Annotated in this window: 10 protein-coding genes; 8 read left to right on the forward strand and 2 right to left on the reverse strand. The window is 75.5% G+C overall.

Translation table 11 applies throughout. The features are described from left to right. Nucleotides 1-41 precede the first annotated feature (41 nt). The 8 genes from ACQPY0_RS09925 (at nt 42) to ACQPY0_RS09960 (ending at nt 10,962) form a co-directional block, all read left to right on the forward strand. Nucleotides 42-1,448: a PQQ-binding-like beta-propeller repeat protein gene (locus ACQPY0_RS09925; protein ID WP_432987125.1), complete on the forward strand. Its 1,407-nt coding sequence runs from the start codon at nt 42-44 to the stop codon at nt 1,446-1,448. Continuing rightward, the gene (locus ACQPY0_RS09930; protein ID WP_432987127.1) at nt 1,445-2,764 is read left to right on the forward strand and encodes a PQQ-binding-like beta-propeller repeat protein; all 1,320 of its coding nucleotides are present in this window, start codon (nt 1,445-1,447) and stop codon (nt 2,762-2,764) included. The genes ACQPY0_RS09925 and ACQPY0_RS09930 overlap by 4 nt, the downstream gene beginning before the upstream one ends. Continuing rightward, on the forward strand, nt 2,761-4,101 hold the full coding sequence (locus ACQPY0_RS09935; RefSeq protein WP_432987129.1) for a PQQ-binding-like beta-propeller repeat protein: 1,341 nt from the start codon (nt 2,761-2,763) through the stop codon (nt 4,099-4,101). The genes ACQPY0_RS09930 and ACQPY0_RS09935 overlap by 4 nt, the downstream gene beginning before the upstream one ends. A gap of 120 nt (nt 4,102-4,221) precedes the next feature. After that, entirely contained in the window at nt 4,222-5,595 is a 1,374-nt protein-coding gene (locus tag ACQPY0_RS09940) for a PQQ-binding-like beta-propeller repeat protein (RefSeq protein ID WP_432987131.1), read from the forward strand. Nucleotides 5,596-5,663: 68 nt separating this feature from the next. Beyond that, nucleotides 5,664-6,329, forward strand: a complete 666-nt coding sequence (locus ACQPY0_RS09945) for a response regulator transcription factor (protein WP_432987133.1) — start codon at nt 5,664-5,666, stop codon at nt 6,327-6,329. Further along, a complete protein-coding gene (locus ACQPY0_RS09950; protein WP_432987135.1) occupies nt 6,326-7,531 on the forward strand; it encodes a sensor histidine kinase in 1,206 nt (401 codons plus the stop codon). The genes ACQPY0_RS09945 and ACQPY0_RS09950 overlap by 4 nt, the downstream gene beginning before the upstream one ends. Nucleotides 7,532-7,628: 97 nt before the next feature. After that, on the forward strand, nt 7,629-9,386 hold the full coding sequence (locus tag ACQPY0_RS09955) for a diguanylate cyclase domain-containing protein (protein WP_432987137.1): 1,758 nt from the start codon (nt 7,629-7,631) through the stop codon (nt 9,384-9,386). A gap of 607 nt (nt 9,387-9,993) precedes the next feature. After that, entirely contained in the window at nt 9,994-10,962 is a 969-nt protein-coding gene (locus ACQPY0_RS09960) for a hypothetical protein (RefSeq protein WP_432987139.1), read from the forward strand. On the opposite strand, the gene ACQPY0_RS09965 is transcribed toward ACQPY0_RS09960, so the two are convergent. Further along, on the reverse strand, nt 10,959-11,918 hold the full coding sequence (locus tag ACQPY0_RS09965; protein WP_432987141.1) for an asparaginase: 960 nt from the start codon (nt 11,916-11,918) through the stop codon (nt 10,959-10,961). The genes ACQPY0_RS09960 and ACQPY0_RS09965 overlap by 4 nt on opposite strands. After that, the gene (locus ACQPY0_RS09970; protein ID WP_432987143.1) at nt 11,915-12,631 is read right to left on the reverse strand and encodes a Clp protease N-terminal domain-containing protein; all 717 of its coding nucleotides are present in this window, start codon (nt 12,629-12,631) and stop codon (nt 11,915-11,917) included. Before ACQPY0_RS09970 ends, ACQPY0_RS09965 begins: the two co-directional genes overlap by 4 nt. Between the last annotated feature and the right edge of the window lie 6 nt (nt 12,632-12,637).

Raw genomic sequence — 12,637 nt, forward strand, 5'->3', positions numbered from 1 at the left:
CGGGGCCGCAACCCGGCGCCGGGCATGGGACTCTCTTGTGCGTGGAGAGGGGGCCCGTGCCCGAGGCCGTCATCGAGCTCGACATCAGCACGCCGTGGGAGCCGCCCGACGCGCCCCGGTCCCGGCCGGCCCGGGGGCGCCCCGGGCGGCGGCTGGCGGCCGGGCTCGCCGTGCTGGCGGTGGCGGCCCTGCTGCCGGCGGCCGCCGCCGGACCGCACCGGCTCGCGCCGGCGTACAGCTCCAACTTCCAGGTCCTCGCGGTGAACGCCGGCGGCGGGCGGTTCATCGTCAGCCGGTACTCCGGCGCCACCAAGCCGACCCTCGTGGCGCTCGACGCGCGCGACGGCCGAACGCTGTGGCAGCGCCCGGTCGAGCCGGACGAGAACCTCGCCGCCGTCGACGAGCAGGGCCCGCTCGTGCAGGTCGAGCGGGCCGACGAGAACGGGGTCCAGGCCGGGCTGATCCGGGCGCTCGACGCGGAAACCGGGGCGGTGCGGTGGGAGCGGACGCAGGTCCGGATGGTCGGCCTCACCCCGGCCGGGCTGGTCCTGGTGTGGCAGCTGCCCGGGCCGGGGGAGCCGGCGCCGGGCGGGTTCGACACGTCGTACGGGTCGCCGGACGATCCGCAGACCGCGCTGCCGCTGCTGCCGCACCGCGAGCGGTACGCGGCGCTGGACCGGCGCACCGGCGCGGTCGTGTGGAGCGTCGAGGTGCCGCCCGGCACGGTGCCGGCCATCTTCATGGTCGACCATCCGCGGATCCTGGGCTTCAGCGAGCTCGACGAGCACGGCGTGCTGCGGGTGCGCGACCCCGGCAGCGGCGCGGTCACCGGCACGTACCAGCTGCAGCGCTCCGGGGTCGTCGCCCGCCACCAGGCCGGGGTGCCCGGGCAGGTCGTGGTCTGGCCCCCGGGCAAGCAGGGCGTCGACGTCTTCGACCTCGCCTCCGGGCGGCGGCTATGGCACTGGGCGGGTGAGGCGCCGGCTTGGAACGGGCCGGTACCGTGCTTGCGCGTGCGGTACTGCATCTTCGGCGCCTCCGGCACCGACGTGCTCGACGCGGCCACCGGCGCGCGGCTGTGGCGGGCGTCCGGCTACTCGGCGCTGATGTCCGACTCGGGCGACCGCCTGCTGATGTATCGCCAGGTCGCCAACGAGTTCCACCCCGACGACATCGCCGCCTTCGACTCGCGCGGGGCGCTGCTGTGGCGGCGGCAGGGCTGGCTGCTCGCCATCGACAACTACCGGTTCATGAGCTTGCCCGGGCCCTTCGTCTGGCGCCCGGTGAGCAACACCGCCGCGATCGTCGGGCGGATCGATCCGGCCGACGGCTCCGTCGCGGTGTTCGGGCGGTCGGAGGACTTCTACGGCTCGCCGCAGTGCGCGGCCACCGGTGACCGGGTCGGCTGCCTCGCGCTCGGGGTGCTCCACGTCTGGCCCCGGCCGTGAATCTGATCGACCTCGGGGAGGCCGCCGACTGGGCCCCGCCGCAGACGCCGCGCCCGCGCGGCCGGCTCGCGCGGCGGTGGCCCTCGGCGCTCGCCGTGCTCGCCCTGGCCGGCGCGCTGCTGACCGCGGACACCTTCCAGACCCGGGAGCCGGTACTGCACGTGGCCGGCTACGTCATCGAGTTCGAAATCCTGGCCGGGCGGCTGTACGTGAAGCGGGTCGACGCCGGGCAGCGGCCGGAGCTTTCGGCCTACGCGCTGGGCGGCCGGCGGCTGTGGACGTTGCCCGGTACCGACCCGGACCAGGTGGTCACCCTGGCCACGCCCGGGGTCGTGCTGCTCGCGACCGGAGCAACGATGCGGACCCCGCCCCCCGACCGGGCGGTCACGGCGCTCGACGCGGGCACCGGGCGCGAGCTGTGGCGGCGCTCGGCGGCGGCTCCGCACGGCGCCGCGGGCGGCCGCATCCTGCTGGAGGACCTCGGCGGGCGGGGCGCGGCCGAGCCGGCGGCGGAGCCGGTCGCGGACTTCAGCATCAACCGCACGCCGCCGCAGGTCGAGACGCGCCTGGTCGCCGTGGACGAGCGCACCGGCGCCCCGGCGTGGAGCGCGACGGTGCCGGCCGGGGCGCAGGTGGAGTACGACATCGAGCAGCGGGCGGTCCGGCAGCTCGGCCCGGACGGGGTCCTGCAGACGCGGGATCTCGTCACCGGGGCGGTGCTCGGGCGGGAGCAGCTGGCCTGGAGCGGGACGCCGTCCTGGTTCACGACCGGCGCCGTCCAGGTCGTCGTCAGCACCGCCGGTCGCCGCGGCGCCGACGTCTTCGACCGGGCCACCGGGCGGTGGCTGTGGAACGTCGAGAACTCCTGGCTTCACCCCTGCGGGACCGGGCGCTGGTGCAGAATCGACGGGACCGGCGTGCGGGCCTTCGACGCCACCAGCGGGCGGCCGGTGTGGGGCGTCCCGGATTACAACCACGTCTTCGTGGTCACCGATGATGACGCCGTCGTCCTCGGTGGGTTCGGCACCTCGGCCGCGGCGACCCACGACCCGGTGCTCCTCGTCGCCGACGCCCGCACCGGCGCGATCCGGCACCGCCTCGACGGCTGGGTCGTCGGCCCCTTCGCGCGCGACGCGGTCGTCGTCGTCGCCCGCCCGGACCCGCCCGGCGCCAGCCTGGTCGGCGTCTTCGACCCGCGTACCGGCGGCGTGGGCATCGTCGGCCGCGGCGACGTCGGGCCGCAGCCGTACTGCACCGCCGGCTCCGGCCGCCTCGCCTGCCTCAACGGCGGGCTGACCGTCTGGAAGATCCCGTGAGCGGGCCGGTCGTCATCGAGCTCGGCGACGCCGCGCCCTGGCGGCCGCCGGAGCAGGCCTTCGCCAGGCGGCCCCCGCGCTGGCTGGCGGTGCTGGTCGTCGCGGCGCTCGCCGCTGGGCTGCCGGTCGCCGACACGGCCGCCGGCGGGCCGGTGCTGCGGGTCGGGACCGGGGCGCTCGGAATGCTGCCCGGCGGCGGGCGGCTGTTCCTGACCCGGTTCACGGGGGAGGGGCCGCACCGGCTGGAGGCGTACGACGGGGGCGGGGCCGCGCTGTGGAGCCGAGCGCTGGCCGACGGGCGGCAGGTCGCCTACGCCGGTGCCGACGTCGTGCTGGTCACCAACCAGCCCACCGGGCTGCCGGCGGCGCTGGCCACGCTGTCCGCCCTCGACCCGGGCACCGGCGCCGAGCTGTGGTCGCGGGGCGCGGCGTCGATCCTCGGGCGGGCCGGGGAGCTGCTGCTGTACGAGGACACCCGCGAGTGGGCCGGGACCGAGCCGGCGGGGCTGCCGGCCCTGCGCGTCGCGGCCGTGCGGGCCCGCACCGGCGCGCTCGTGTGGGAGCGCAGCGTGCCGGGCGGGTTCCCGGTCACCTTCGGCCGCGACCTCCGCCGGCCGTACGACGTGACCTCCTTCAACGTCCTCGACCCGGACAACACCTTGCGCGCCTACGACCTGGCCACCGGGGCGGTCCTGCGCACCGACCGGCTGCGGGGCCTCGGGGTGCCCGGCGGCTTCCAGGTCGGCGACGACGGGCGCGACGGCGGGCCGCCCGGGGCGCGGGCCGGGCAGGTCGCGGTCTTCTCGTCGGACACCGGGGACGACGAGGTGTACGACCGGGCGAGCGGGCGGCTGCTGTGGAGCGCCGGCCCCGGGGGAAACGGCGGGCTGACCGGCTGCGCGACGGGGCTGTGGTGCCGCCGCGACGGCCCCGCGCTCGTGGCGCTCGACGCGGCGACCGGGCGGCCGGCGTGGCGGGCCGACGGGTACGACTCCGTCATCGGCGGCGGCCGGGGTGCGCTGCTGCTGGGGCTGAGCCGCGGCACCGAGGCCACGCTGCTCGCCGTCGACGCCCGCACGGGCGCGGTGCGCCGGCGCCTCGACGGCTGGCACCCGATCCAGGCCGACGGCAACCGGGTCGTGGTGTGGCGGCGCGACGAGGACGAGCTTGCCGTCATCGTCGGCGTGGTCGACCCGGCCACCGGGCACGTCGCGGTCGTCGGCACCGGCGACGCCTGGGGCGGGCCGCCGGGCTGCGCGGCCGACGGCGACCTCCTCGCGTGCGGCGTGGTCGGCGACATGACCGCCTGGCGGCTGCCGCCCGCGATCCGCGATTGAGGGCCGGTCCTGGCTGACCGGCCACCTCACCCCGTGCGAGCTGCAGGGGGCACTGGTGGCGTGCGGGGCCGACCGCTGCTTCGACTGGAAACCTGGGGCGCGACCGGGGACGCTGGTAACGTGGGCGAGCTTATCGATCTGGGCGAATCGCGCGGGATGGTGGACGGCGACGTCCTGCAGTGGCCGCCGCCGCGCGGCACCGGGCGGCGGCAGTGGCCGATCATCATGGTGCTGACGCTCGTGGTGCTCTTCGCCACCGCGTCGCGGCCCTCGGCGGCGATCGAGGACGCCGGGGTGCTCGCCGAGCACGCGTCGGCGTTCGTCGCCGACCGCGGGGCCGTCTACGTGATGCGCGAGGACCCGGCGATCGCCGCCTTCGACTGGAGCACCGGCAAGGCCCGCTGGAGCCGGTCGCTGACCGGCGGGGGTGCGCAGGTGTACCTCGCGGCGGACCGGGCGTACCTGCGCCACCGCCCGTGCACCGCGGCCGTCGGCTGGAGGCTGGAGCGGCTGGACCCCGGCACCGGCCAGGCGCGGTGGTCCCGGGCCGGCGCGCCGATCGCCGTCCTCGCCGGGCGGCCCGGCACCGCGCCCGGGCTGCTGACCGTCGACGACCGCGCCGCCGTCTGCCCGCCGGTCGTGCCGCCGCGCAACGCCGCGCCGAACCCGGTCCACCTGGCGGGCCTCGACGCCGAGACCGGCGACATCCGGTGGGCCTTCGACCTGCCCGGCGGGGGCCGGCTCGTCGCGCCGGACGTGCCCGGCAGCGGGTGGTTCGCGGCGTGGTACCCGGGCGGGCGCACCGAGGTCCGCGACGCGGCCACCGGCGGGTTGACCGCCGCGGCCGTGCTGCCCGAGCTCGCCGACACGCCGCCGACGAGCGTGCGGATCGTCGGGGACCTGCTCGTGATCGTCGCGGTGCGCGCGGACGGGGCGCTCATCACGGCGTACCAGCGCGACGGGCTGCAGTACCGCTGGCACATCCTCTTCTCCTCGGCCGACCAGGCCCCGATCGCCGAGATCGCCTACGGCCCGGTCGTCGTCGCCTGCGGGCCGATGGTGTGCGTGCCGAACTGGCGCGACCTCGCCGTGCTCGACCCGGCCACCGGCATCGAGGCCTGGCGCCGCCCGGTGCAGCTGGACGCGGCCGGCCCCGGCGTGCTCGTCGCCCGCGACCGCGACGACTTCACCCGGGTGCGGATCGTCGACTGGCACACCGGTGAGGACCGCGCGGACCTTGCCGGCTGGGCGGTGGTGCCGACCGCCAGCGACGGCACGGACGACGACGACATCGGGCTCGCCCCGGCCGGGTCCGCGCTCGTCCAGCGGCCCGAGGACGACGGCTCCCGGATCGCCCGCATCGACCTGCGCACCGGCACGATCACCCCGCTCGGGCGGGTCGGGGCGATCCCGTCGCGCTGCGCGGCGCGCCACCACCGGCTCGCCTGCCTCGCCGGCGGTGACTCGGTCCGTCTGTGGCGGTTGCCGGGGTAGATACATTGGCTCACGGGGACTTCACATGCCCTGGTTGAGACTGGCCCGGATCGGGTGGGGGTGAAGGCGTGCGCGTGCTGGTGATCGAGGACGAGACGAATCTCGCCGACGCGATCGTCCGGGGGTTACGGCGGCAGGGCATGGCCGTCGACGTCGCCTACGACGGGACCACCGGGCACGAGATGGCCATGGTCACCCGCTACGACGTCGTCGTGCTCGACCGTGACCTGCCGGGCGTGCACGGCGACGACATCTGCGCCGACCTGGTCGCCTCCGGGGCGCTGACCCGGGTGCTGATGCTCACCGCCAGCGGCACCGTCGCCGACCGGGTCGAGGGCCTGCAGATCGGCGCCGACGACTACCTGCCCAAGCCCTTCGCCTTCGACGAGCTCGTCGCCCGCGTCCAGGCGCTCGGCCGGCGCGCCACCCCGGCCGCCCCGCCGGTGCTCACCATCGGCGACCTCGTGCTCGACCAGGCCAAGCGGGTCGCCACCCGGGCCGGGCAGCCGCTGGACCTCACCCGCAAGGAGTTCGGCCTGCTGGAGGAGCTGCTCAAGGCCCGCGGCGCGGTCGTGTCCAGCGAGGAGCTGCTGGAGCGGGTCTGGGACGCCAACGCCGACCCGTTCACCACCACCGTGCGGGTGACGATGATGACGCTGCGCAAGAAGCTCGGCGAGCCGGCACTCATCGAGACCGTCGTCGGTGCCGGCTACCGGACGCGGTCGCCGCAATGACGATCTACGACGCCCGCCGCACCGCCATCTTCCGCCCCACCCTGCGGCTGCGGCTCACGCTGCTCAACGGCATCCTGCTCGTCGGCGCCGGGCTGGTGCTCGTCGTGCTGGCGTACATTCTCGTCGACGGCGCCCTCAAACCCGCCGACCAGCTGCAGCCCGGCACCCGGGTGGTGCTGGAGAACGGCACCGAGACCGACGCGCGGACCTGGCAGACCGAGCTCGTCGACTCCGCCGAGTGGGAGCTGCTCACCCGCGGCAGCCTGGCGCTGCTGCTCATCGGCGCGGTCGGGGTCGCCGGCGCCTACGTGGTGGCCGGGCGGGCCCTGCGTCCCCTGCAACGGGTCACCAGCACGGCCCAGCGCCTCTCCGGCGAGTCCCTCGACGCCCGCATCAACTACGACGGCGCCGACGACGAGGTCGCCGACCTCGCGCGCACGTTCGACGCGATGCTCGACCGGATCGCCGCGGCCTTCGAGACCCAGAAACGCTTCGTCGCCAACGCCTCCCACGAGCTGCGCACGCCGCTGGCGGTGATGCGGACCGAGGTCGACGTCACGCTGGACGATCCCGAGGCCGACCTCGAGGAGTACCAGCGGATGGCCACCGTCGTGCGGGACGCCTCGATGCGGGCCAACGCCCTCGTCGAGTCGCTGCTGCTGCTGGCCCGCACCGAGGCCCAGGCCGGGCGGCGGCTCGGCCGGAAGGTCGGCACCGACCTCGCGACCGGGGTCACGGTGGCGCTCTCGGCGATGGGCAAGGAGGTCAAGCGGCTCAAGCTCGACGTCAGCACCGACCTCGCCCCGGCCAACGTGGTCGGCGACCCGGCGCTGCTGGAGCGGCTGGCGGGGAACCTGATCGAGAACGCGGTGCGGTACAACCACCTGGCCGGCAAGATCTGGGTGCGCACCGGCACCGACGAGACCCTGGCCTGGCTCGTGGTCGGCAACACCGGCTTCGAGGTCGAGCCGGCCGACCTGCCCGCGCTGTTCGAGCCGTTCCGCCGCGGCGGGCGGGAGCGGACCGGGGCGCGCGGGACCGGCCTCGGCCTGTCGATCGTGCGGGCGGTCTGCGAGGCGCACGGCGGCGGGGTCAGCGCGGTCGCCCTCGACGGCGGCGGCCTGGAGGTCACCGTCTCCCTCCCCGCGGCGGCCGTGACGCCGGTGCTGAGCGGCACCGCGTCCGTGCGCCCCGCCGCCTGAACGTGATCGCGGGCACAGAGGTTCAGCTCCGCCCTCCCGCGCGCCGATCTTGATCGCGTTTGCAGGTTCTTCGTCGCGATGATGGGGGCGGGGCGCGATGCGGCTGCGCAGCTGGCTGGTCGTGGGCATCAGCGTCGCGCTGCTGCTCGCGATCGGTGTCGTCGGCATCTGCGTGAACCGCTCCGCGCTGCGCGCCGCCGAGACCGTGCACCGGGCCGACTCGCTCGTGCTCGCCACGAACAACGGCGGCCTCGCGGCGCAGGTGCAGCTGGTCTCCGCGAAGGAGCTCAACGCCTTCGTGACCAGCCGTCCGCTGTCGATGACCGCCGGGGACCCGGGCGATCAGGCGGCGCTGGCGGAGTACGCGCGGAAGTCCTCCCACTTCAGCTACGGCCTGCTCCTGACCGACCTGACGGGCAATCCGCTGAACGCGACCGAGGCGAGCGGCTCCTTGCCGGACCCGCTGTCGCCGGCGTTCGGGCCGCTGATCTCGTCGCTCGCGCTCGGCCGGCCCGGGTTCTCCTCGCTCATGACGGTCCGGGGGACGCTCCTGCAGGCCGTGGCCGTGCCGATCGTGGTGGGCAGCGCGCCCGAGGCGATCCTCTACGGGTTCATTCCCGTGGTGACGAGCCAGCTGCAGGAGTACCTCGTCCAGCTCAAGGACGACTCCCACCGCTCGATGCTCGTGGACGCCACCGGCAAGGTCGGCGCCGCCAGCGACCCGGCGCTGCTCGGCACCACCGTCGACCCAGCCATCGCCGCGAGGATCACCTCCACCGAGTCGATCTTCGTCACCTACGCCGAGCACGGCCGCTCGATGATCGCCGCCGTCCACGGTGGCCTGCCCGGCGGCTGGGCCTACGTGCGCACCCAGTCCACGGCCGCCTTCGACGGCCCCGTGCGCAACCGCAGCCTCACCATCAACCTGGCCCTGCTCACGATGCTGCTGGTCGGCGCGGCGGGCCTGGCGATCCTCGGCTACCGCTCGCAGCTGGTCCGCCGCCGCGCCGAGGAGCGCTTCTCGGCCCTGGTCGAGCACGCCCCCGACGTCGTGACGGTCCTCGACGGGGCCGGGCGGGTGGTGTACGCCAGCCCGAGCGGCCGGCGCATCCTCGGCGCGTCGGCCGTCGGCACCTCCGTGTTCGACCTCATCCACCCGGACGAGCGCGCGAACGTGCGCGACCGCTTCGCGGCGCTGGTGCCGCAGCGCGGCGGCCTGGAGCGCATGCAGGTCCGCGTGCGCCAGGCCGACGGAAACTACCGCTGGTTCGACTTCACCGCCTCGAACCAGCTGCACAACGCGGCCCTGGACGGCATCGTCATCAACGCCCGCGACATCACCGACAGCCGCGAGATGCAGGACCGCCTGGCCCACGACGCCCACCACGACCCGCTGACCGGCCTGCCGAACCGCCGCCGCCTGCAGCAGACCCTGGCCGACTCGCTGCGCACCCGGCCGGTCGCGGTGCTGTTCGTCGACTTGGACGGTTTCAAGCCGGTCAACGACGAGCTGGGCCACGAGGCGGGCGACGACCTCCTCCGCCAGGTCGGCACGCGCCTGGCGGCCTGCCTGCGCCCGTGCGACGTGCTGGCCCGCGTCGGCGGCGACGAGTTCGTCCTGCTCCTGCCGGGCGTGGCGACCGCCGCGGACACCGAGGCCCTGACGGAGCGCCTACGCACCGCCGCGGCGGCACCGTTCGAGATCTTCGGCCAGGAGGTCCGGATCGGGGCGAGCATCGGGGTCCACCTGGCGGCGCCGGGCGAGCAGCCGGATACGGTGCTGCGGACCGCCGACCAGGCCATGTACGCCGTGAAGAACGGCCCCGCCCGCCCCGGCCGTCACCGCGCCACCTGACCGCCGTCTTCCCCGCGCCCATCGAGCCGGCTGGGGCGCCTCAAGAGGACTGGCCGGCGGCGGTGGTGCTCCGAACTTTCTTCACCGTAGTCCATTGAAACAAACTGAACTCCGGAGCGTGAGTTCGCCTAACTTTCCGTGGTTCTTGCTGATACCAGTTCGCGTGGGGCGGGCGGTGGGGGTGTGGCGCGCACGGTTACCGTGGCGCGGACCGTGCCGCCCTGGACGAACTCTATCGTCAGCTTCTCGACGCGTGTCGGTGTCGCCTGCGCCACCTGGTCCCCTCCGGTGCCGAGCCCGCTGCCGTCCCACCCGCTGCTCACCTGTCTACCGCTCCCGTCGCGCGTGCGCACCGTAACCGCCCTGGTCGTGCGCACCCCTGCGGTTCCATCACTCGGCGTGGAGTGACCCAGTCTCTACGGATCGTGCAAAGTGCTCCGTGCGATCGCCTCGTTATGGTCTATATCACAGAGCGTTATGAAGTCTCTGATACGTCGCGTTACCGACGGTCACGAACGCAAGGGGGTGCCGACGGAATTTGCCCATGCGGCGAAAAGCTGGTCGTAAATTTTGAGCTGTGCTTGCGACGCTCCTAGGTTCTCGGACCATGGCCGTGAGCGACGACGTGGCGCCGGACGAGTGGGAGTGCCGTGTGTTCCTCGCCGTCGCCGAGCACCGGCAGCACACCCGGGCCGCCGAGGCGCTCTCGCCGACCCGGCCGCGGCACCTGCGCGATCGACCATACGCGCGGCAGCTCGTGGGCAAGACCATCGCGCGGATCGAGCGCTGGTGCGGCGAGCCGCTGTTCGAAGGTAACCGCGGCCAGCTGCGCCTGACCGAGCGCGGGCGGGAGTTCGAGCGGGCGGCCCGCAGCGTCGTGGGGGAGTATCAGCTGATGCGCCGCGCCGGGCGGGACGACGGGCTGACCAGCCTGGCCTGCCTGCCCCACCATGCCACGTTCGTCGCGCCGGCGCAGGCGCGGCTGCTGGAGCGGTTCGGGCGGGTGCGGGTCGCGGTCGAATACCTCGAGCCGGACCGGCACGTGGCCCCGGAGCTGCGCCGCCACACCCTGGTGGTCGGGGCGCCGGCAACCGGGGGCGGGCGGTCCGTCCCGCTCTACACCGCACGCCTGGAGGCGATGGTCCCGGCGGGGATCTTCCCGCACGGACGGCTGCCGCTGGAGGATCTGCTGCGGCGGTACCACCCGATGCCGCACCTCACCGGCGTCCCCGGCGACCGCATCGCGGCGTGGGGGCTGGAGGGCGTGGGTGCGGGGACGAGCACCGGCGACATCGCCGGCGCGGTGCTGCGCCTGCGCCACGACTCCGGCGGTCGCTGGGACGGCCGGGTGCTCGTGGCACCATCCGACGCGGCGCTGCCGTTCAAGCCGGGCATGGAGTTCGGCGGGCGGCACGCAGACCGGTTCGTGTGGGTGCCGGTCGTCGACGAGGCGCCGCTGACGTACGAGGTGCACCTCCACGTGCGCCCCGGCGGGCCCGACGACGTGGTCGAGGCCGCGATCGCGGCCGTGCGGTCCGCGGCCCGAGCCCTACCGGCCCTCGGCGGCCAGCCTTAGTCGTACTCGCCGAGCCGCTCGAAGTACTCCCGCGCCGCTCGCACGCCGCCCTCGCTGCCGAGCGCCACCATGAGCGCCGCGAACGCCTTCCCGGGCGGGAGGCCGCCGGCCATGATCGCCCCGACGGACCCGGCGAGCCCCTCCGGCGCCACCGGCTCGCCGCGGACGTGGGCGCGCGAGGCGATCACGACGGGGACGCCGCCCGCGACGAGCTCGGCGATCGAGCCGAGGAGCGGGACCGGCACGTTGTACCGCCCGGTGCCCTCCAGCACCACACCCCGCGCCCCGGCGTCGGACACGGCGGTGAGCAGGTTCGCTTCGATTCCGGGGTACACCTTGAGGAGCGCGACGTTGGTCTCCGCCTCGCCCCGGGGCGACGGCGGCCGGGGCGGCGGGGCGGCCGTGAGGTCGATCCGGCCCGCGCGGACGTGCCCGAGCGGCGGATGCGGGGCGGAGGTGAACGCCCCCGGCCCGTCCGTGGCGACCTGGCGGACCCAGCGCGCCGCGTGCAGCCGCCCGTCCACGCAGGCGACCGCGCCGAGGCCGGCGAGCGCGGGATCGGCCGCCGCCGCGAGCGCCGCGGCGAGGTTCCCGGGCCCGTCGCTGTCCGGGGCGTCGAGCTGCCGTGAGGCGCCCGTGAAGACGATCGCGCCGCGCCGGGCGGCGGCCCCCGCGACCAGGTCGGCCAGGTAGGCGGCCTCCTCCAGGGTGTCCGTGCCGTGGGTGACGACGACCCCGCCGAAGCCCTCCTCGCCCAGTGCCCGGCGAACTCGGCGCGCCACCGCGGCCATCGACGCCGGCGTGGTGTCCCACCCCGGCTCGGCGAACACGTCCTCGACGGCCACGTCCGTCACCGCCGCGGCGGCGGCCGCCAGGAGCTCCTCGCCGGTGGCGACGGAGCCGGCGCCGTACGCGATGGTGTCCTTCGTGGCCAGCAGCAGCACCCGCCGGCTCACTGGGACCGGGCCTCCAGGCGCTCGATCCGCTCCAGCAGGGGAGCCAGCGCCGCGGCCAGGGCGGCCTCGGCCGACGCCGGCGGCGGGGTCTGGGCCCGCAGGTGGACGTAGCCGGCCAGGGCCGCGGACACCGCGCGGCGGGTCAGGCGCAGCTCGGCGCCGGCGGCCCGCAGCACCTGGCCGCCGGCGCCGTCCGGCTCGGCGATCAGGCCCAGCAGCAGGTGCTCGCAGCCGACGTAGTTGTGGCCCAGTGCCGTCGCCTCGGTCACCGTCAGCTCCAGGGCCGCAGCGGCCGGGGCGCTGAAGCGGCGGGTCGCGTCGTCGCTCACCGCGGGCTCGGCCGGCGACTGGCGGGCCAGGTCCTGGGCGAGCCGGTCCGGCTCGACGTCGATCGCGCGCAGGACGTGCAGGGCCAGGTTGCCGCCCTCCGCGAGCAGGCCGGCCAGCAGGTGGCCGGTGCCGACGGCGGGGGCGGACTCCGCCGCGGCGCGCTCGGCGGACAGGCGCAGCACGGTGCGCACGCGCGCGGTGAAGTTCGGCAGGCGGGCGGCCAGCGCGGCGTCGTCGAGGTCGCCCAGGACGGTCTCGCGGATCGCGGTCACCCGGCGCACGGCCTGCTCCAGGGCGCGCTGGCACACCGCCGAGACCGGCACGCCGGCGGCCTTCACCGCCTCGGCGAGCTCATCCGGGAGGTACACGTTGATTTTCGGCACGGTACC

The sequence above is a fragment of the Dactylosporangium sp. CA-233914 genome (assembly GCF_050942935.1).
GTDB lineage: Bacteria > Actinomycetota > Actinomycetes > Mycobacteriales > Micromonosporaceae > Dactylosporangium.